This is a genomic window from Burkholderia sp. Bp9012, from assembly GCF_003853825.1.
In the GTDB taxonomy this organism is placed as follows: Bacteria; Pseudomonadota; Gammaproteobacteria; order Burkholderiales; family Burkholderiaceae; genus Burkholderia; species Burkholderia diffusa.
This window is the reverse complement of the sequence record NZ_QTQA01000035.1, coordinates 1-21,087: the sequence shown is the minus strand read 5'-3', so window position 1 is coordinate 21,087 and position 21,087 is coordinate 1. Positions and strand designations below refer to the sequence as shown.

General features: G+C 64.8%; 17 protein-coding genes and 1 pseudogene. 10 read left to right on the top strand and 8 right to left on the bottom strand.

The features are described from left to right. Window positions 1-5 precede the first annotated feature (5 nt). Together DIE11_RS32000 and DIE11_RS31995 are read left to right on the top strand one after the other, a co-directional pair. On the top strand, window positions 6-347 hold the full coding sequence (locus DIE11_RS32000; protein WP_124629444.1) for an NIPSNAP family protein: 342 nt from the start codon (window positions 6-8) through the stop codon (window positions 345-347). Window positions 348-569: 222 nt separating this feature from the next. Then, window positions 570-1,943, top strand: coding sequence for an MFS transporter (locus DIE11_RS31995; protein WP_124629443.1), 1,374 nt, complete (start codon window positions 570-572; stop codon window positions 1,941-1,943). Window positions 1,944-2,091: 148 nt separating this feature from the next. On the opposite strand, the gene DIE11_RS31990 is transcribed toward DIE11_RS31995, so the two are convergent. Continuing rightward, entirely contained in the window at window positions 2,092-3,033 is a 942-nt protein-coding gene (locus tag DIE11_RS31990; RefSeq protein WP_059525958.1) for a dihydrodipicolinate synthase family protein, read from the bottom strand. Between the two features lie 591 nt (window positions 3,034-3,624). Between DIE11_RS31990 and abaF the strand changes: the two genes are divergently transcribed. Further along, a complete protein-coding gene (gene abaF, locus DIE11_RS31985; RefSeq protein ID WP_124629442.1) occupies window positions 3,625-5,004 on the top strand; it encodes a fosfomycin efflux MFS transporter AbaF in 1,380 nt (459 codons plus the stop codon). Window positions 5,005-5,293: 289 nt separating this feature from the next. On the opposite strand, the gene DIE11_RS31980 is transcribed toward abaF, so the two are convergent. The 4 genes from DIE11_RS31980 to DIE11_RS31965 form a co-directional block, all read right to left on the bottom strand. After that, a complete protein-coding gene (locus DIE11_RS31980) occupies window positions 5,294-6,217 on the bottom strand; it encodes a recombination-associated protein RdgC (protein ID WP_124629441.1) in 924 nt (307 codons plus the stop codon). 154 nt (window positions 6,218-6,371) lie between these two features. Continuing rightward, the gene (locus DIE11_RS31975) at window positions 6,372-7,358 is read right to left on the bottom strand and encodes an NAD(P)H-quinone oxidoreductase (protein ID WP_124629440.1); all 987 of its coding nucleotides are present in this window, start codon (window positions 7,356-7,358) and stop codon (window positions 6,372-6,374) included. After that, complete coding sequence (locus DIE11_RS31970; protein ID WP_124629439.1) at window positions 7,355-7,732, bottom strand: carboxymuconolactone decarboxylase family protein; 378 nt, start codon at window positions 7,730-7,732, stop codon at window positions 7,355-7,357. The genes DIE11_RS31975 and DIE11_RS31970 overlap by 4 nt, the downstream gene beginning before the upstream one ends. A gap of 12 nt (window positions 7,733-7,744) precedes the next feature. Beyond that, window positions 7,745-9,181, bottom strand: a complete 1,437-nt coding sequence (locus DIE11_RS31965; RefSeq protein ID WP_124629438.1) for an NAD-dependent succinate-semialdehyde dehydrogenase — start codon at window positions 9,179-9,181, stop codon at window positions 7,745-7,747. Window positions 9,182-9,558: 377 nt separating this feature from the next. Here DIE11_RS31965 and DIE11_RS31960 point away from each other — a divergent pair, with 377 nt between their 5' ends. From DIE11_RS31960 to DIE11_RS31950, 3 genes are all read left to right on the top strand, one after another. Further along, window positions 9,559-10,494, top strand: coding sequence for a LysR family transcriptional regulator (locus tag DIE11_RS31960; RefSeq protein WP_124629437.1), 936 nt, complete (start codon window positions 9,559-9,561; stop codon window positions 10,492-10,494). 516 nt (window positions 10,495-11,010) lie between these two features. Beyond that, the gene (locus tag DIE11_RS31955; protein WP_059684678.1) at window positions 11,011-11,394 is read left to right on the top strand and encodes a hypothetical protein; all 384 of its coding nucleotides are present in this window, start codon (window positions 11,011-11,013) and stop codon (window positions 11,392-11,394) included. A 298-nt stretch (window positions 11,395-11,692) separates the two neighbouring features. Then, window positions 11,693-12,373, top strand: a complete 681-nt coding sequence (locus tag DIE11_RS31950) for a GntR family transcriptional regulator (RefSeq protein ID WP_059600652.1) — start codon at window positions 11,693-11,695, stop codon at window positions 12,371-12,373. 122 nt (window positions 12,374-12,495) lie between these two features. On the opposite strand, the gene DIE11_RS31945 is transcribed toward DIE11_RS31950, so the two are convergent. Then, window positions 12,496-12,690, bottom strand: coding sequence for a hypothetical protein (locus DIE11_RS31945; protein ID WP_059600650.1), 195 nt, complete (start codon window positions 12,688-12,690; stop codon window positions 12,496-12,498). Between the two features lie 742 nt (window positions 12,691-13,432). Here DIE11_RS31945 and DIE11_RS31940 point away from each other — a divergent pair. From DIE11_RS31940 to DIE11_RS31925, 4 genes and pseudogenes are all read left to right on the top strand, one after another. Then, on the top strand, window positions 13,433-14,419 hold the full coding sequence (locus DIE11_RS31940) for a TRAP transporter substrate-binding protein (RefSeq protein WP_124629436.1): 987 nt from the start codon (window positions 13,433-13,435) through the stop codon (window positions 14,417-14,419). Then, a complete protein-coding gene (locus DIE11_RS31935) occupies window positions 14,416-14,994 on the top strand; it encodes a TRAP transporter small permease (RefSeq protein ID WP_124629435.1) in 579 nt (192 codons plus the stop codon). Before DIE11_RS31940 ends, DIE11_RS31935 begins: the two co-directional genes overlap by 4 nt. 4 nt (window positions 14,995-14,998) lie before the next feature. Beyond that, entirely contained in the window at window positions 14,999-16,351 is a 1,353-nt protein-coding gene (locus DIE11_RS31930) for a TRAP transporter large permease (protein WP_059449222.1), read from the top strand. 396 nt (window positions 16,352-16,747) lie between these two features. After that, window positions 16,748-17,595 (top strand): annotated as a pseudogene (locus tag DIE11_RS31925) (alpha/beta fold hydrolase). Window positions 17,596-17,677: 82 nt separating this feature from the next. On the opposite strand, the gene proP reads toward DIE11_RS31925, so the two are convergent. After that, the gene (gene proP / locus DIE11_RS31920) at window positions 17,678-19,147 is read right to left on the bottom strand and encodes a glycine betaine/L-proline transporter ProP (protein ID WP_059600638.1); all 1,470 of its coding nucleotides are present in this window, start codon (window positions 19,145-19,147) and stop codon (window positions 17,678-17,680) included. A gap of 489 nt (window positions 19,148-19,636) precedes the next feature. Beyond that, window positions 19,637-20,704 (bottom strand): porin, encoded by a 1,068-nt coding sequence (locus tag DIE11_RS31915; protein WP_124629434.1) that lies wholly within the window; start codon window positions 20,702-20,704, stop codon window positions 19,637-19,639. Window positions 20,705-21,087: the final 383 nt, after the last annotated feature.

Sequence of the window (21,087 nt, the reverse complement as noted above, 5' to 3'; positions counted from 1 at the left end):
ACACCATGACTACCGCGAAAGCATTCATCGACCATCGCATCTATACGATCCGCCCGCGCGGCATGGCGGAATTCATCGAGATCTTCGACCGACTCGCGATGCCGATCCAGGTGAAGTATCTCGGCCCACCCGTCGGCTTCTACATGAGCGACATCGGCGCTTTGAACCAGGTTGTCCACCTGTGGGGCTACGACAGCATCGCCGATTACGACGCGCGGCGCACCGCGCGCGATGCCGATCCGAATTGGCCCGCGTACCTGCAGGCGTCCGGCCATCTGATCGTCGCGCAGGAGAGCCGCATCATCCGCCGCGTCGAGTTCCCGAGCCTCGCGTACCTCACGCGCTGAGCCCATGACGACGACACCCCGATACGACATGGGCGCCATTCGCGTGGAGAGGGGGGCAATGATGACGAGCTGCGCGGACGGCATTGGCGCCGGGGATTCGCCGCCTGGCTGACCTGCGCACGTCACCCGGACGCCGGGCCTACAACGAAACATGAACATGGAGATGTCCGCGTGCGTGCGGCGTATCAGCGCCGTCGTGCACCGGATCGAAGGAGACACACGATGAAAACCCAACCGCGTACGCTCGACGTGCAGTCGTTCATCGACGCCGAGCGCTTTTCCCCCTGCCAGTGGCTGATCCTGATCCTGTGCTTTCTGGTCGTGGCCGCCGACGGCTACGACACGGCCGCGATCGGCTTTATCGCGCCGGCGCTGACCCACGACTGGGGCATCGCGCGCAGCGCGCTCGGCCCGGTGATGAGCGCGGCGCTCGCCGGGCTCGGCATCGGCGCACTCGCCGCCGGCCCCTGCGCCGACCGGCTCGGCCGCAAGACCGTGCTCGTGCTGTCGGTTGCGTGCTTCGGCGCGTGGAGCATGGTGTCCGCGCACGCGCAGTCGATCGAGGCGCTGACCGCGTTTCGCTTCCTGACCGGGCTCGGCCTCGGCGCGGCGATGCCGAACGCCGTCACGCTGATGGCGGAATATGCGCCGGCCCGGATCCGCGGCGTGGCCGTCAACGCGATGTTCTGCGGCTTCTCGTGCGGGCTCGCGGTGGGCGGCATCACGTCGGCATGGCTGATTCCGCACTTCGGCTGGCAAAGCGTGCTGACCGCTGGCGGCATCGGGCCGATCGCGCTGGCGGTCGCGCTCGTGATGTTGTTGCCCGAGTCGGCGCAGTATCTCGCGGCACGACCCGGCACGCATGCGCGCATCGCGCGCATCCTCGCGCGGATCGCACCGAACGAGCGCTTCGACGACCGTGCGTTCGTGGCCGCCGGCGCGCGCCCGCAGGCCGGCGGGGCGTCCGCGCTCGCGCAGGTGCTGTCCGCGCAGTTTCGTTCGCGGACGCTGATGCTGTGGGCGGCCTACTTCATGGGGCTGCTGATCTATTACCTGCTGACCAACTGGATGCCGACGCTGCTTCGCGATGCGGGCTTCAGCGCCGAAGGCGGCGCGCTGATGACGTCGCTGTTCCCGCTGGGCGGCGTGCTCGGCAACCTCGGTGTCGGGTGGCTGATGGATCGCTTCAATCCGAACCGGACGATCGTGATTGCGTATGTCGTCGCAGCGCTGCTGGTGCTCGTGGCGAGCCGCACGATCGGGCATGCCGCGTGGCTCGGCACGCTGATCTTCCTGTGCGGCACCGTGGTGACGAGCGCCGTGACGTCGATGTCGGCCTATGCGGCGAGCCTGTATCCGACGCGTTGCCGCGCGACGGGCGTGGCCTGGATGCTCGGCATCGGACGGATCGGCGGCGTGGCCGGCGCGTTCGCCGGCGCGATGCTGATGGGGTTCGGCTGGCGCTTCGGCGATGTGTTCAGCCTGCTTGCGGTACCGGCGCTCGTCGCGGCCGGTGCGTTGCACGCAATCGGCCGCTGCCGCACGGAACTCACGGAACAGGAGCGCGCGAGCGGCGCCGCCGTGCAGCAACACTGATGCGGCGGATGCCTGCCGAGCGTGTGCGGGCGTGCTGCTTCAGGACGGGTCATAGACAAGAAAAAAGCCACGGAGCGATCCGTGGCTTTCCCTTTCCATCACGCAGCCGTGTCATGGCCGCATACTGCACTGCATCGTGCGAGCGCGCTTACGCGATGCTCTTCGACCAGTTCGCGTACCAGTTGCGGAACAGCGTGTACTGCGCTTCCGCGTAGTTCCGTTGCGCGTCGCTCAGTGCATCGGTTTCGTTGAAGTGCAGCGTGTATTCCTTGTCGCCGTTCAACACCATCAGGTGCTTGTAGAACAGGACCAGGTCGCAGCCTTCGTCGAACGAGGACAGCACGGCCAGCGCCGCTTCCAGTTCCTTCGCACGGACGCGTGCCACCGCATCGCCTTGCGCAGCCTTCTTGCACAGGTCGACGAGTTGCAGCACTTCGCGCGGCAGCGCGTTGCCGATGCCGGTGATCGCGCCGGCGGCACCGCAGTTCACGAAGCCGTGGAACACTTGCGTGTCGACGCCGGCCATCAGCGTCACGCTGTCGTCCTGCGACGTGATGTTCTCGGCTGCGTAACGCATGTCGGCCGCACCACCGAATTCCTTGAAGCCGATCAGGTTCGGGTGCTGGCGACGCAGTTCGAAGAACAGGTCGGCACGGGTCGCGAAGCCGTAGTACGGGCTGTTGTAGATCACGGCCGGCAGGTTCGGCGCGGCGTTCAGGATCGCGGCGAAGTGTGCCTTCTGTGCGGCCGGCGATGCGCCGCGCGACAGCACGCGCGGGATCACCATCAGGCCGTGCGCGCCAACCTTCGCGGCATGCGCGGCGTGCGACACGGCTTCCTTCGAGTTCACCGCGCCGGTGCCGACGATCGTCGGGACGCCGGCTTCGACCAGGCGCGCGACGCCTTCCTGGCGCTGCGCTTCGGTCAGCAGCGGCCAATCGCCCATCGAGCCGCAGTACACCACCGCGCGCATGCCGAGTGCCACCAGTTCCTTGCCCTTCTTTACCAGCGCGTCGAAATCCGGCTGACGGTCAGCGGTGCACGGCGTCATCAGGGCCGGAATGGTGCCGGTAAAAATGTTGTCGCTCATCTCGTTTCCTCACATTCAGATAGGGTCAACTGCCATTGCTGGCACAACCTGGGCAGTACGCGCGCTCGCCGTCTCGTCGGTGCTTCACGTGATCCGGACGGCGGCTGGCCACCTCTTGCGTGCCTCGGTGCCGAAACGTTGCCTCCGGTTTCGCCCGAAAGTCAGCCATCGACGAGTGCATTCTAGCCAGTTCGCATATTTTATACAATATAAAATAAAAAGGGCATGACATAGCCCCTGGTTTCGGGGCATCGGGGAGGGCGGCGAACCGCGTCGCGACGGCCTCCGGCGAGGATGGCGGGCGATCCCGGCGAAGGCGGCGCGATGCGCGTCCCGGCTCCACCGGATGCCCGCGAATCCCGAACAGCGTTGCGCAAGCCCGTTCCCGTCGCGCTTTCATCTGACCGAAATCCGTTCCTTCGCAGGGTCCCGGAACGGCCGGCGGCGGCTCGCCGACGTGTCGCATTTCCGCCGAAAGCATTTTTGAGATTACTTGGATTGTGTATTGGATATTGTATAAAATCTTTCAGCGCGCTTACCCGCGAACCGGCCCGTCAAGGGAAATGGAAGACAACGAGAGGAGATACGGAGATGACAAGTCAGGTCGGCGAGGCAGTCTCGCCTGGTGGTGCGACGGCCGTGCAGGACACGGCGTCGAAACGGGAATTGAAGCGGGTCGTCGCGGCGTCGATGGTCGGATCGGTGGCGGAGTGGTACGAGTTCTTCCTGTATGGAACGGCCTCGGCGCTGGTGTTCGGCACGCACTTCTTCAAGAAGACGGGCAACCCGATCGACGGCTTGCTCGCGGCGTTCGCGCTGTATGCGGTGGGGTTCGCCGCGCGCCCGATCGGCGGGCTGGTGTTCGGCTACTACGGCGACAAGTTCGGCCGCAAGTATCTGCTACAGGTCAGCCTGATCGTGGTCGGCATCACGACTTTCCTGATGGGCTGCCTGCCGACCTTCGATGCGATCGGCTACTGGGCGCCGGTGCTGCTGGTGTCGCTGCGCCTGATCCAGGGCTTCGCGTTCGGCGGCGAGTGGGGCGGCGCGATCCTGCTGGTCAGCGAGCACAGCCCGGACAACCGCCGCGGCTACTGGGCCAGCTGGCCGCAAGCCGGCGTGCCGGCCGGCAACCTGGTCGCGACCATTATCCTGCTGGTGCTGTCGAGCTCGCTGTCCGAGGCCGACTTCCTTGCGTGGGGCTGGCGCGCGGCGTTCTGGTTCTCGGCGGTGGTCGTGCTGATCGGTTTCTGGATTCGCCGCAAGGTCGACGATGCGCCGATCTTCAAGGAAGCGCAGGCGCGCCGCGCGCAGAAGCAGGAAAGGCAGCTCGGCGTGGGCCACGTGCTGAAGTACCACTGGCGGCAGGTGCTGATCGGCATCGGCGCGCGTTTTGCCGAGAACATCCTGTACTACATGGTCGTCACGTTCTCGCTGACCTATCTGAAGCTGGTCGTTGGCTTCGATACCACGCGGATCCTGAAGCTGATGTTCGCCGCCAACGCGATCCACTTCTTCTTCATTCCGCTGATGGGGCTCATGTCGGACATCGTCGGCCGCAAGCCCGTATACCTGACCGGCGCGGTGCTGACCGCGGGCTGGGGCTTCGTTGCGTTCCCGATGATGGACACCGGCAACGACTGGATCATCATGGCCGCGATCGTGCTCGGCCTGTTCATCGAATCGATGACCTACTCGCCGTACTCGGCGCTGATGACCGAGATGTTCCCGACCAACGTGCGCTATACCGCGCTGTCGCTGTGCTACCAGGTCGCGCCGCTGATGGCCGGCTCGCTCGCGCCGTTGATCGGGCTGTCGTTGCTCGAGCGCTATCACTCGTCGACGCCGATCGCACTGTATCTGGTCGCGGCGGCGGCGATCTCGATCGTTTGCGTGGGCCTCGCGAAGGAAACGCGCGGCAAGTCGCTGCGCGACGTCGATGCCGAGGCGAGCCGGCGCACCCACGCGTGACGTATGCGACCGAAGCCCGGTCGAACGCACCGAAGCCACCCGCGAGGGTGGCTTTTTTTCGGTTCAGCGCGGATTTCCCGGGGAGAGCGGGGAAGACGGTCGGTGGTCTTATACGAATTGCCTGGCGACCTTGACGATCGCGGCCGCGTTCAGGGATTGCACCGGTCTCCTACGGATCGCGAGCGCGCAGCCGCGACCCGCGCCAGAGCGGCGACGCTCCTGCTCGACATGTCGCGTCAGCGCGAAGCCACGCCGCCGCAGGGCGATGATCCTTGACAGCCGGCGAGACTCAGGCTGCTGCCGCCTGATGAATCGCGTCGTGCCGATCACCACCCAGGATATCGACAAGATCGGTCAACATCCGCCCCAATTCACCCGTCATCAGCGTGACGTCCGAGTCGAAGCGTTCGTCGTCGTTCTGCGCGGTGGGATCCGCCGCTTCCTTGATCACGTCGAGCGGTGTGACGCGCTTGATCGTCAGCGACGGTGTCAGCACGAAGGAGATTCGGTCATCCCAGGTCATGGCGAGGCGCATGCATTGTTTGCCGGCCTCGATGTGCCGGCGCATGTCGTTCGCTTCCAGCGCGTGGCCGACGTATCGCACCGTGGCCCCGCCTTCGCCGCTCGAGCGCAACTCGGCGTCCTGGTCCACGGTGAACCCGCCCGGCGCGTCGCCGGACAGCAGCCAATCCGTCATCGCGGCGACCGGCGAAAGCGCCACTTGAACGCCGGCGAGCGGCAATTGATCGATCGATTTGACGAGCAGGCCGCGGACGTCGTCGGCAAGAGCCTGTGCAGCCGCATCGATGACGAGCCAGCCATTCACCGTATCGATCCACACGCGGGTATCGCGGCGAATGGTGAACGCGCGCGGCAGCAGTTCGTCGGTCACCTGCTCCTTGAGTTCGCGCAGCTGTTTTCGCCCGACCTTGAAGCCCTGCTGCTCCTCGACTTCAAGCGCCCGGGCCTTGGTCACCTGATTGACGACCGAGGCCGGGAGCAGTTTCTTTTCGGCACGAAACATCAGCAGCATCTGCCGGTTGATCGAATACACAAGCGCGCCGTCGTCACGCGGTGACGCCCATCCGAAGCGCTGCATCTCGACGCTGGTGCCCGGCTGAAACGCGTGGGGCGCCAGCCATTCTTCCATCTGATCGGGGGTAACGGCCCACGGTGCCGGAAGACGATGAAGCTGAAGATTCTTGAACCACATAGGCGTGCGGGCAAAAGCGCATCATTCTATATGATGGTCACCGACCATACGCGGTCACTCGCGCAAGTCGCCCGAGTGACCCCTTCGCTGCACTTTGCTGCCCAACACTCGAGTGCATAGCCGTGCGACGTCAAGAAGCTTCAGTTCAGACGTATTAGTTCATCGTCAGGATGATCTTGCCCACGTTCACGGCCGACTCCATCCGTCGATGAGCCGCCGCGGCGTTTGCGAGTGGAAATACGCTGTCGACGACCGGCTCCAGGCCCGCACCACCCGCAAAACGGTCGAGCCAATGTTCGCGAAACCGCTGAACCATCGCGTGTTTCTCGCGCTGGTCGCGAGACTTCATCACCGTGCCAATGATCTGCAGATGACGGTACAGGATCTGTTCGAGACTGACGCTCACGTCACCGCCTCCGCCCAGTATGCCAACCTGCACCAGCCGGCCACCGTTCGCCAGCGATGCGACGTTCCGAGAAAAATAAGGCGCACCCACGAAATCGATAACGACATCGACACCGCGTTTTTCTGTCCTGCTTGTGATGACTTCCGAGAAATCCTGCGTTTTGTAGTCGATCGCATGGTCCACGCCCAGTTGAACGATCCGTTCCAGCTTTGAAGCTTCGGCGGTCGCGAATATCGTCGCGCCGGTTGCGTAGGCCAGTTGGACAGCTGCGGATCCCACCCCGCCCGCCGCTGCGTGAATAAGCACCGAATCGCCACGCTGCAAGCGGCCAAGATGCAACAGCGCTTCGTGCGCAGTGACGAAGACTTCCGGTATCGCAGCCGCGTGCACGTAGTCGATCGTTGCTGGAATGGGCATCGCCATCCTCCAGTCAATACGCGCCAGTTCTGCATAGGCCCCGCCGCCCACTACGCCCATTACACGATCGCCGACCTTGTAACCCTGCACGGAACTTCCGGTCTCGATCACCTCGCCAGCGATTTCGAGCCCCATGATGGTCGAGTCGCCGAAGTTCGGTCGGCCGTATCCGCCTCGCCGATGTGTCAGATCCGCGCGATTCACACCTGCGGCATGGACGCGTACCAGTAGATCGTCGGGGCGAACCTCGGGTGCCTGAACCTCGGCGAGATGAAGCACCTCGGCCTCGCCGAATTCGTTGAATGTGATGGCTTTCATTTCAAACCTTCCTGCGTCGTAGATGAATTGCCGGCGAAATCGTCGGACTGAGGTTGTGCGCCAAGCGTTGCCTGCGCCGCGGCGGATGCCGAGATTGCCGCGGGAAACCCCGTATAGAACGCGAGGTGAGTGATTGCTGCGGCGAGTTCTTCGCGGGTTACGCCGTTCGTCAACGCGCGGCGAAGGTGCGCCGGCAACTCGTCGAGATGGCCCCCCGCGATCAGCGCGGCGACGGTCACGAGGCTGCGGTCGCGCGGCGAGAGCGCCGGATCGCTCCAGATCCGCGGATAGAGCGTGTCGTCGACGAATGCCGAGAGCTTCGGCGTGAACGCACGCGCGGCCTCGCGCGGACTGTCGAAATGCGTGTGAGACATGGTGATTCTCCTTCAAGCCTGGCTGATGAATTTGCGCGTGAGGTAGTACTCGATGCCCTCAGTGCCGCCCTCGGAGCCGTGGCCGCTTTCCTTCATGCCGCCAAACGGCAGTTCGGTCGAAACGATGCGGTACTGATTGATACCGATCATGCCGGCTTCGAGACCGTCTGCTACATCGATGGCCGTGCGCGCACTGCTCGTGAACGCATAGGCGGAGAGCCCGTACGGCAACCGGTTCGCTTCGGCGAGCCCGTCGGCGAGGGCATCGAAGCGCATCAGCACCGCGATCGGGCCGAACGGTTCTTCGTGCATCACACGTGCATCCTTCGGTACGTCGGCCAGGACCGTCGGTTCAAAGAAATACCCGTCGCCCTCGATACGCTTTCCGCCGGCGAGGACCCTTGCGCCACGTTCGACCGCATCGGCGATGAGCTCCTCCATCTTGGCAAGCTGGCGCGGATTCGCCAGCGGCCCCACCTGCGTGCCGGCATCCATGCCATTCCCGACCTTGAGGGCCTTGGCAGCGCGCACGAAGTGCCCGACAAACTCGTCGTAGACTTCGCGTTGGATCAGGAAGCGTGTCGACGAGATGCAGATCTGGCCCGTACCACGAAAGCGATTGGCCGCACCGTCGACCGCGGCCTTTTCGACATCCGCATCGTTGAATACGAGGACGGGCCCGTGGCCGCCCAGTTCCAGCGTGATGGGTTTGACGCCTTCGGCAGCGCGCGCCGACAGCAGACGGCCGATCGGCACCGAGCCCGTGAACGTCACCTTCCGTATGACCGGGGAAGCGATGAGGTGCTTCGACACCTGGTCGGGCACGCCGAATACGACTTGAAGCACACCCTTCGGCAAACCGGCGTCATCCAGTGCACGTGCCAGCGCGAGCGCTGTTGCGGGGCTTTCCTCGCCGGGTTTGATGATGACGCTGCATCCGGCGGCGAGTGCGGCGGAGAGCTTGCGAGCCGGGGTGATCGCCGGAAAATTCCACGGCGTGAATGCGGCGACGGGCCCGATCGCCTGTTTCTTCACGAGCTGTTGCACGCCCGGGCGGTTGGATGGCACCACGCGGCCGTCGATGCGACGCGCCTCTTCGGCGAACCATTCGAAGTAATCGGCGGCACGCAAGACTTCGTCGCGACTTTCTGCCAACGGTTTGCCTTCCTCGAGCGTCATCATGGTCGCGATGTGGTCGGCGCGTTCACGCATCAGATCAGCGCCCCGCTTGAGAATCCGCGCGCGTTCGACTGGTGCGGTATTGCGCCAAACGTCGAAAGTCCGTGCAGCGACCTGCAGGGCAAGATCAAGATCGGCTGCCGTCGCCAGCGGGACGCGACCGATCTCGGTTTGCGTGGCGGGGTTGATCACCGGCGCCGTTTCGCGTTCGCCCGCGCCGATCCATTCGCCATTGATGAAAAGATGAAGTGCGTCGTAACTGATGTCCATGGTAGTAACCTTTATGGTTAGGATTGCGATTCAATGTGTGTTCGCCACGAGCCGGACAGGGGAACCTGCGTCACGCCGCGTCTGGATGATTCGCCGTGGCGGGCCGAGTTCGGGTTTGATACGTCCGCGTTCTGATTGCCTGACTTCGGGACCAAGTCTAGGCGTGAAGCGGGCCGCAACTTAGAGGGGCCGGAAAGAATGAATCTTGTCTCGGGAGAGAAAATCCCCCCGTCGATATGAAAGCGTGTTGAAAGGATGCGCAAAAACGACAGGGGGTTGCGCGCTGCCTGCATGAAACAGGCGCGGGCCCTATGATCACAGGCTCGCGCGGGCCGAAACGCAGCGATTCGACGAAAAATTCAAAGCCAGGGTGCGTAATGGACAAGGTTCACACGATGTCGGTGTTTGCGAAAGTGGTCGAGATGGGCAGTTTCACGGCTGTCGCAAACCACCTCGATACGACAGTCGGCAACATTTCCCGAGCGGTCTCGGTACTCGAGGACAATCTCAACACCCGGTTGCTGCAGCGCTCGACGCGACGGCTCGTCGTCACCGATGCGGGGCGACGTTTTTACGAGCGCAGCGTTGCGATCCTCTCGGACATCGAACAGGCAGAAGCGGAAGCGCGCGATGCGCTGCTGGAGCCGCGCGGTGTATTGCGCGTGCATGCGGTGCCGGGATTAGGCCGTCAACTCGTTTCGCAGGCCGTGCTTGCCTATCGGAACGCGTACCCGGAAGTATCGGTCGATCTCATGCTGTCGCAGCGGATGCCGAATCTGCTCGAAGAGCAGCTCGACGTAGCGATCGTGATTGCGCGCACGCTGCCGGACTCGGCGTATGTGAGCCAGAAGATCGGCGCCAGCCATTGCATTCTGGCGGCGTCGCCCGATTACCTGGCGCGGCATCCGGCTCCCGAATGTGTGGAAGATCTCGTCGATCACACATGTGTGCTCCTGAGCACGGTCGATTACGCACCGGACGAGTGGCATCTGCAAGGCAGTGCCGGCGACGCGACGTATCGTCCGACGGGATCGCACTTCAGTGTCAACGACATGGATGCGATGTCCACGGCGCTGCAGGAGGGCGCGGGGATTGGGCTGATCGCCGCTTTCTCGGCAATGGACGATTTGCGTAAAGGATCGCTGGTTCGCGTCCTGCCTGAATTCCATACCGCTCAGCGCAACGTATATGCGATGTATTCGTCGCGTCAGTTCGTCGACGCGAAAATCAAACGGTTCATTGATGTACTCAAGGTGCGGGTAGGTGACCGGTTGAATGCGTATGCGGAGGAGCTCGCTATCACGGTCGTATGATCCACCTCACGGTCGGAATGGTCGGGTAGGTATTCGCTTTCCCTGAGCCGACCCGTCGTATTGAGCGTATGCGGTTGTGACAGTGCAAGTACGTCGGATCGACGAATCTGCGTACGTTGCACGCTCGTGCTGAGCTAAATGCTGTGCGACCGGTTCCCGATCCATTGCAGTCGTTCGCCCACGTTCCGCCAACGACGTATTCGGGTCGGGTTGAGCCAGTCGCTGGCCCGCCGGGGATGTGGCCGGCCGAGTCCGGCCACGAGCGACCGATCGATTCCATGTTTGCTCGGACGCCCAGACGTCGGCTTCGCCGACTAAACGGTCATTCCCGTCAACGACGATGCGTTGACACATGTGCGGGGCATAAGCCTGAGACGCCGATACGGCCGTTGAACAAGCGCGAGGGCGCACGGGCCAAACGTCGGCGTCGGGCGGCGCGTTGCACCGTCCTGATTCGCGGCACCTGTCGCGATGCGACCCGTGCGATCATGTGCCATGACCAACATGAGAGATGGAATGACGACTACGTTCGACGAGGCGACAACGGCGGCGATCGCCGCGTTTGCCCAATTGGATTTCTACACGGCTGTGCAAGCGATGCGCGCCGAAGCCGATTACGACCGCGAACGAGACCAGTGGATCTCGCGCTATATCGACGAGCATGGCGGCGGCGCGGACGATGCAGAATACGACGCCCTGCACGCGCAGGCCCAGGCTACCCCGGAATACGCGCAGTTCATCGATGCGGTTCGCCGGGAAATCCTGGAATACTTCGGCGTGACCGACGATCAGCTGGACAACATGGTCCTGCTGCGCGATGACGACAGCGATGAGCTTTGGGCGGAAGTCAACCGGCAGCGGAGCGCGCTGGGAACCGGTGAAGTGCGCGGAGATCTCTGACCATTGCTTGCCATTGGGGTCCCAAGTCGTGCTGGGTGCGGGACTAGAGTGGGCTCGGTCAGGTGGTGCGCCCGGCTTTCAGTTGCTGCAATCGATACCTGCCCTCGGAAGTGCAACGCTCGACTAGCAGCAATGGCGTGGCAAGCGACATACGCAGGCGGCCGAACGCAGGGCGCGACAGGGTGAAGCCCCATGCGGCGGCGGCTCGACGGCGCGGGCCCTCTGCTAATATTGTAGAAAATATGCAATATCCGCCGCCGCGCCGACATCTGCCTGACCGCCTTCCCCCAGTCCGAACATGAACGAGAAACGCCCTCCTCTTGTCTACGCCACGCGCGCCGAAGCCGCGGCGAACGAATTGCGCCGCCGTATCCTGACAGGGGAGTATGTCGACGGCTATCAGCTTCGCCAGGATGCGCTGGCGACCGAGCTCGGCATCAGCCGGATTCCGCTGAGGGAAGCGCTCGTGCAGCTCGAGAGCGAGGGGCTCGTCAAGATCCTGCCCCACAAGGGGGCGATCGTCTCGGAGCTGTCCCCGGAAGACATCACCGAACTGTTCGAACTGCGCGCGCTGCTGGAACCCGTGCTGCTGAAGAAGTCGATTCCGAAGCTGACCGCCGAGGATTTCGCGCGGCTCGATGCGATCCTCGAGGAATACAGCGAAGTGCTGCATGCGAGCCAGTCCGGGCGCTGGGGCGAACTGAACACCGAGCTGCATCAGGTGTTGTTGTCGCGGGCCGACCAGCCGAAGACGGCGGCGATCGTCGCGTCGCTGCTGCAGCAGACCGACCGCTACACGCGCGTGCAGTTGTCGCTGTCCGAGGCCGCGCGTGACGTGGCCGAATCCGAACACGCCGAACTGGTCGCGTTGTGCCGCAAGGGCGATGCGCGCACGGCGGCATCGCTGCTCAAGCGGCATATCGAGCATGCGGGCGGCGAGCTGAACGCGTTCCTGCGGGATCGACGCCTCGGTCGTTGAGAGCGCGTCCGGCCAGGACGCTGTGAATACCACGTTGCAGCAGATTCCGGTGCCGAGGCGTCGCATGCGAGGCGCGGCCCGTCCGGGCATCGCGGCAACCGGCCTGCATGCGCGTCGTTCGCCTATCCGCCGCCAATACCCTGCAGCACCTTGCCCGTTCCGCCGCACACCGTGCATGGCTGTCCTTCGACCATGCCCGTGCCGCGGCACACGCCGCACAGGTCCTCGCCCACGCCCGGCGCATCGGGTGGCCCTTCGTCGCCCGGATTCAGCGGCGTGTCCTGATTCGGACCGGCCGACGTTCTGGTCGTCTGCATCGCACACCTCCATTCGCATTTCCGATGTCGCCGCAAGCACGCATCGCGCGTGCCCGCGGCGTGTACACGCGCGCAGGCGCCGGCCCGCATGCCGGAAGCGCGCAACGACGGGCGCACCGGGCCCGATGACGCCATTCCCGCGTAACGGCGGGGAATAGCGTCATCGCATCATCATTACAACGGCGGCGCCCCCGTCGAGCCGAACGGGTTTGACTGGTCCGATGCCGGAGGAAGTCGACGAACTCGACCACGTTGGCCGGACGCATATTGCGCGTTGCCTCGACGTTCACGACGACGCGGTTCGCGGTCGACGCTCAAACCGGCAGGTTCACGTTGTGCAGCGTGAGGTTCACGGCCGATTGATCGTCCTGGCTTGGCATCGTGCGGCTGCGGGCGCGCAGTAGTCAGTCATCCTATAACTAATGAAATAGAAGCGAAAGCCGGCGTCCGGTCTCGCGAAAGCGATTCAACATCGTGCCGATTCAAATGCAGACCTGTTTACGGAAAACGTTTTGCAGGTAGTCCACCGAGTTGAGACGATTTTTTCCCATCTCCCGCCGCAAGCCCGCTACAGAGCCCGTTATAGGGTATGCACCAAGTGAGTTAAACGATTAACCGACGTACATTCGCTCCGACACGTCATACAACGTATGACTGCGAATCCGCGAAGGCCGTGCATCGATGCATGCGGAGGCCGACCGGATCGCCGCCAAACAACGAGCAACCAGCAAGGAGACTGACGATGAAGCACCGATTCACCCGCTCCCGTACCGCACTGGCCGTCGCGCTGATGGCCGGCTTCGCGGTGTCCGCGCAGGCCCGCGTGTTCCGCTCGGCGGACGTGCACGGCGACAGCTTCCCGACCAACATGGCGGTCAAGTACATGGGCGACGAGCTGTCGAAGCTGACGGGCGGCAAGGACTCGATCAAGGTGTTCGGCAACAGCGCGCTCGGCTCCGAGAAGGACACGGTCGACCAGGTGCGGATCGGCGCGATCGACATGGCGCGCGTGAACGGCGCATCGTTCAACGAGATCGTGCCGGAGTCGCTGATCCCGTCGTTCCCGTTCCTGTTCCGCGACGTCGACCATTTCCGCAAGGCGATGTACGGCCCGGCCGGCCAGAAGATCCTCGACGCGTTCGCGGCGAAGGGAATGATCGCGCTGACGTTCTACGAGAGCGGCGCGCGCTCGATCTATGCGAAGCGCCCGGTGCGCACGCCCGCCGACATGAAGGGGCTGAAGGTGCGCGTGCAACCGTCCGACCTGATGGTCGACGAGATCAGGGCGATGGGCGGCACGCCGACGCCGATGCCGTTCGCCGAGGTCTACACGGGCCTGAAGACGGGCCTCGTCGACGCGGCGGAAAACAACCTGCCGTCGTACGAGGAAACCAAGCACTTCGAGGTGGCGCCCGACTACTCGGAGACGCAGCACGCGATGACGCCGGAAGTGCTGGTGTTCTCGAAGAAGATCTGGGACACGCTGTCGCCGCAGGAACAGGCCGCGATCAGGAAGGCCGCGGCCGATTCGGTGCCGTACTACCAGAAGCTGTGGACCGCGCGCGAGGCATCGGCGCAGCAGACGGTGACGAAGGGCGGCGCGAAGATCCTGCCCGCCGCGCAGATCGATCGCGCGGCATTCGTGAAGGCGATGCAGCCGCTGTGGGCCAAGTACGAGAAGACGCCGCAGATGAAGCAGATCGTCGACGAGATCGAGGCAACCAAGTGACCCGTCGCACTTCGCTGAATGGCGCGGCGGCCGCGGGCTCGCCGGATGCGGCCGTCGCGGACGGTGCGGCACCGTGCCGGCCGCGCGCGGCGGCGCCGCTCCTGCGTTGCGTGAACGACCTGCTGTTCCGCGCGCTGGCCGTGGTCGCGTCGCTGTGTCTGGCGGCGCTCACGGTGCTGGTGTTCTACGCGGTCGTGATGCGTTACGTGTTCGAGAACGCGCCCGATTTCGTCGAGCCGATCGCGTTGCTGCTGGTGATCGTGATCGCGATGTTCGGTGCGGCGATGAAGGTGCGCGACGGCGGCCACATCGGCCTCGACTCGCTCGTGAGGCGCCTGTCGCCGGGCGCGCGCACCGTGGTGATCGCGATCCAGCACCTGAGCCTGATCGCGTTCGCGATCGCGATCATGGTCGGCTGCGGCAGCATGGCTGCCGAGACGATGGGCGACCGCATTCCGATCATCGGGCTGCCCGAGGGTGTGCGCTACCTGATCACGATTCCCGCGGCGATCGCCATCATCCTCTTCTCGCTCGAGCACCTGCTCGCGCTTCGTCGTTCTTCGTCGGGCCAATAACGCCATGGAACTCGCGATCCTGTCCGTCAGTTTTCTGATTTTCCTCGTGCTCGGGGTGCCCGTTTCGTTCGCGCTCGGGATTGCCTGCGTGCTGACCTATATGGTCGAAGGGCTCCCGATCGCGACCGCGATGCAGTCGATGATCTCGGGAATGAACGCGTTCTCGTTCCTCGCGGTGCCGTTTTTCATCTTCTCCGGCGAGCTGATGCTGCACGGCGGCATCGCGGACCGGATCCTGCGTTTCGCGCAGGCAACCGTCGGCCACTTCCGAGGCGGCCTCGGGATGGCCAACGTCGTCGCATGCACGCTGTTCGGCGGCGTGTCGGGCTCGCCGACCGCCGATACGTCCGCGATGGGCGGCGTGGTGATTCCGCTGATGAAGCGCGAAGGCTACAGCGCGGCCTACGCGGTCAACGTGACGACCCACGCGTCGCTCGCCGGCGCGCTGATGCCGACGTCGACCAACATGATCATCTACGCGTTCGCCGCACAGGGGATCACGGGAATGCTGCACGGCCAGCAGGTGAGCGGCGTGTCGATCGGCGACCTGCTGTTTTCCGGCCTCCTGCCGGTGCTGTGGGTCATGGGCTTCGTGCTCGCCGCCGCGTACTGGCAAGCCGTGCGTCACGGCTATCCGCGCCGTGAAGACGGTTCGTCCGCGCTGCCGGCGTTCCCGGGCTGGTATGCGGTGCTGCGCAGCTTCGTCGGCGCGGTGCCGGGCCTGATGGTGATCGCGATCATCCTCGTGTGCGTCGCGAAGGGAATCGCCACCGCAACCGAAGCGGCCGCGATCGCCGTCGTGTATTCGCTCGTGCTGACCGCGATCGTGTACCGCACGCTGACCGTCGAGAAACTGCGCCGCGCGCTGTCGCATGCGGCGCGCACGACGGGCGTCGTGCTGCTGCTGATCGCCGTGTCCAACATGTTGCGCTTCCAGATGTCGTACCTGGAGATTCCGGATGCGATCGAAGGGCTGCTGAAGCAGTCGACCGCAGCGCCCTGGCTGATGCTGCTGTACATCAACATCATTCAGGTGTTCCTCGGCACGTTCGTCGACATGGCCGCGCACATCCTGATCACGACGCCACTGTTCCTGCCGATCGCGATGGCGTGCGGCGTCGGGCCGGTGCAGTTCGGGATCATGCTGCTGCTGAACTGTTCGCTCGGCCTGGTTCACCCGCCGATCGGTTCGGTGCAGTTCGTCGGCTGCGCGATCGGTAACGTGTCGATCGGCGAGACGACGAAGATGGCGTGGCCGTATTACCTCGCGATCTTCAGTGCGATCAACATCGTCACGTACATGCCGTTCTTCTCCACCTGGCTGCCGAGCCTCATCAGCGGGCACGCAGTGTTCTGATCGTGCGTTTCGCCCGTCGCGGCACCGGACGACCGAGGTCGTCCGGTGCCGCGAACACGTTAACGGTCGCTTCACGCACGGCGCATTCACATCAACATGAAGACAGCATGGCGGGCCGTCGAGGCCGCCGCGTTCGCGCTGGCCGCGTCGCTCACGCACGCATCGACGCAAGCGTATGTCTCGAACGGCGACAGCCTCGACATTCCGGTGTCCGGCGTCGTCCCGGTCGCACGGCGGAAGTGCACGACGCCATGCGTCGCGGGACGCGCGACGGCAGTCACACGCAGCGCGGGCAAGCTGTGCGATGATTCGCCGCTTCGCGTTCGTCGCAGAACGCCGCGGATCGCGGCGCCCGTTTCCGGGCCGCCGCCGATCGCATTGACATCCGGAGACGACATGCCCGCACACATCGTTCATGGCAGCACCCTGCATTACCAGGATCACGGCACCGGATTTCCGGTGCTGCTCGGACACAGCTACCTGTGGGATTCGGCGATGTGGGCGCCGCAGATCGACGCGCTGGCGAGCCGCTATCGCGTGATCGTGCCGGACCTGTGGGGGCATGGTGCGTCGGGCCCGCTGCCCGACGGCACCGAGACGCTCGACGACCTCGCCGTGCACGCGAGCGCATTGCTCGATGCGCTGGAGATCGAGCAGTGCGCGGTCGTGGGGCTGAGCGTCGGCGGGATGTGGGGCGCGCGGCTCGCGTTGCGCGAACCGCAGCGCGTGCGCTCGCTCGTGCTGATGGATGCGTCGCTGGAGTCCGAACCCGACGCGACGCGGCTGCGCTACTTCGGGATGCTCGACGCGATCGCCGCCGCCGGTTGTATCGCGCCGCCGTTGCTGGATGCGATCGTGCCGCTGTTCTTCCGGCCGGACGTGAACCTTGCCGACCCGGTGCCGACCGCGTTTCGCGCCGCGCTCGCGAACCTTCCGGCCGACCGGCTGCGGCAGTCGATCGTCCCGCTCGGTCGACTGATCTTCGGACGGCCGGATACGCTCGTCGCGCTCGCTGAACTGGATGCCGAGCGCTCGCTGAACTGGATGCCGAGCGCACGCTGCTGATGTGCGGCGCGGGCGACATGGCGCGGCCGCCGTCGGAGACGGCGAAGATGGCGGGCGTGATCGGTTGCCGCCATGTGCTGGTGCCGGACGCCGGCCACATCTCGAACCTGGAGAATCCCGCGTTCGTCACGCGGACGCTGCTCGACTGGTTCGACGAACAGCAGCTCGCGGCGGGCTGACAGTCAGATGCGCGGCGCCCGCGAGGGGGTGCCGCGCGGCGTCGCATGACGACGCAACGGCTTGCATCACTGCATGACTGGATTACGCGCGTTCGCCGACCGGCGCGAACTTGCGGTCGCGCACACGCCCCTCGTCAACGCCGCGGCGAATCAGGTCCTGCGCTTCCGCGCGGCTCGCGACACACGGCGCGGAGCCGGGCAGCGGCCGCCGTGCGGTTTCGCGCAGCGCGAGCACCGACACGATGCCGATGAACGACGCGCCCATCAGGTAGTAGGCCGGCATCATCAGGTCGCCGGTGCGATCGACGAGCCATGCGGTGACGAGCGGCGTCGTGCCGCCGAACAGCGACACCGACACGTTGAAGCCGATCGCGAGCGCGCCGTAGCGGATCCGCGTCGGGAACAGCGCGGGCAGCGCGGACGGCATCACCCCGGTGAAGGTCGACAGCAGCGTGCCGTAGATCATCATTCCGCCGAACACCGACAGCATCCCGCCGGAGCGGATCAGCAGCAGCGCGGGCACCGACAGCACGAGCAGGCCGACGCAGCCGAACATCATTACCGGCTTGCGGCCGAGCCGGTCCGACAGATGCCCGGCGTAAAGCGTCATCGGCATCATCAGCACCATCACGAGCAGCACCATGAACAGGCCGTGCGTTTCGTTGAAGTGCAGCGTCGCCGACAGGTAGTTAGGCAGATACGACAGCGCCATGTAGTCGGTCACGTTGAAGATCAGCACGAGGCCGACGCACTGGAGCAGCGGCTTCCACTGTTCGACGAGCAGCGTGCCGAACGACTGTTTCGGGCGCGATCGTTCGTCCGCTTCGCGCGCTTCGGCTTCCTTCTTGAACGCGGGCGTCTCCTCAAGCTTGATCCGGATGTACAGGCCGACGAGGCCCAACGGACCGGCGATGAAAAACGGCACACGCCAGCCCCACGACAGCAGGGCTTCCTGCGAGAGCGTCGCCGTCAGTATCGCGACGGTGGCCGCGCCGAGCGTGTAGCCGATCAGCGTGCCGAACTCGAGGAAGCTGCCCATGAAGCCGCGGCGCTTGTCGGTCGAGAATTCGGCGATGAAGGTGGCGGCGCCGCCGTATTCGCCGCCGGTCGAGAAGCCCTGCACGAGGCGGGCGACGAGCAGCAGTATCGGCGCCATGATGCCGATCGACGCGTAGCTGGGGATCAGGCCGATCGCGAAGGTGCCGACGGCCATCATGATCATGGTGGCGGCGAGCACGCGCTGGCGGCCGATGCGGTCGCCGAGCGGGCCGAACACCATGCCGCCGAGCGGGCGCACGAGGAACGCGGCTGCGAACGTGCCGAAGGTCGCGAGCAACTGCGCGGACGGGTTGCTGGAGGGGAAGAACACCTTGCCGAGCGTGACGGCGATATAGCTGTAGACGCCGAAGTCGAACCATTCCATCGCATTGCCGAACGCCATGGCGCCGACCGCTCGCTTCAGGACGGCGGGGTCGACGATCGTGATGTCGTCCAGCTTGAGGGACTTGCGCGAAGACCGGGCTTTCGCGGGGTGCGCTTGCGATGAACTCAAAGAACGCTCCTGGAGGAGCCTTCGGCTGGCCGAGCGGATGCGGAACCGTCGGGAACGAAGGCGGTTGTCTCGGGATCGCCGTGATGTCGGTGATGCGGCGCGCGTCATGCGACATCCGGCAGGTGTGTGCTGGTGTGAAGCAGTGTAGAGAAACGGGAAACGCGGACTATCGGTCATGCGCCCGGAAACCGGTCGAAAACGACACGGATGGCGCAGCCGGGCAACTCCGCGTATCAGCAGGTTCGGCGCGCGGCGGTCCGGGCCGCGCCGATGGCGGTCTATACCGGACGCTGATCTTGCCGTGTGCGTGGATGCTGCACATGGCGGATTGCGCGGGCGTGAGATGGGTGATACGTCGGGCACGGATTCGTGCGCGATGGAGATCGCGCCGAATCCGAACGCCTCCTGGCGTACCGAAATCGGCGCGAGATGATTCGGACTGCGAATGCATGGCGGTGGCGATTCGGCACGGAAACCGCCACCTGCGCATCAGAACATGTGGCGGATTCCGACGTTCGCGCCGACGGTCGTGCCGGTGACCGCATAAAGCGCGTTGTTGATCCCGAGCCCGGTGTTCATCGCACCGTGGTTGTTGACCATCGCGACCTGCGCGTACAGCGCGGTTGCCTTCGACAGGCTGTAGGTCGTGCCGACGGCCGCGAGCAGCGAGTGATTGGCCGTGTCGTTGCGATCGCTGGTGAACCAGACACCGCCGTTCAGGTCGACGGCCGGCGTTGCCTGGTAATCGAGGCCGCCGCCATACACGTTGTTGCTGAACGATCCGCCGACCTTGTAGCTCGTGAACGACGCCTTCGCGGTGACGGGGCCGAACCGGTATGCGGCGCCGATCGTGCGCCCGACGAACGCGACGGTGCTCGGCGTCGGCGTCGGGTTGGTGCCGTCGTTGCCGTCGTAGAACGCGGCGTCGATCATGAAGCCCTCATGTTCGTACTTGAGGCTCGCCGAATACTGGCGGCCGGCCTGGAAGTCGCCGGCCTTGCCGCCGAACGCGAACATCGCGCTGCCGGTGAGGCCGGCGATCGTCGGGCTGGTGTACGACACGGCGTTCGGGTTGAACAGGCCCGTCACCAGCACGTTGTCGACGTAGTTGATCAGCCCGCTGCCGAAGTGCGAGAAGCTGCGCGGATCCGAATCGAAGATCGCGAGCAGGAATGGCGAGTACTGCACGCCGGCCTTGACTGTGCCGAAGCCGCCGTCGAGCCCGACCCACGCCTGGCGGCCGAAGAAGTTGCCGTTCGAATGGGCGAACGCGCCGTTGGTGACGGCAAAGCCGCTTTCGAGCTGGAATTTCGCCTTGAGTCCGCCGCCGAGATCCTCGGTGCCGATCATCCCGAACGTCGTCGGCGTCATGCCGGTGTCGGTCATCGCGAACTGATGGCCGGCGTTCGCGCCGGTGGCGGCGTCGAGCGTCTTGCTCGTGTACAGCACCGCGGCGTCGAGGTTGCCATACAGCGTTACGCTGCTCTGTGCGAAGGCGCTGCTGCTGACCATCGCGCCTGCCAGCGCGGCGCAACCGATCACGATTCTGTTTTTCATTGGGTGTCTCCAGTGTTGTTGTACGTCGATGCATCGAACGGGGAATGCGACGGACCGCCGCGAAGCGGTGTCCGTCGCGCGGGCCGCATACGCACGATGGGGCGCGGCGGAACGCACGTGCGTGGCCGGGTGTCGGCCGCATGCGACGCGTTCATGGCGGGGATGGCCGCCCGAACGCGCGTGCGTCGAAGAGATTGGGTAAGGCCGGCCGATGCCGGCCCCGTCATTCAGAGCGACTGGCCGAGCTGCTCGAGGATCGCGGGGTTCTCGAGGGTGGACGTGTCCTGCGTGATCGCCTCGCCCTTCGCGAGCGAGCGCAGCAGGCGCCGCATGATCTTGCCCGAGCGCGTCTTCGGCAGGTTGTCGCCGAAGCGGATGTCCTT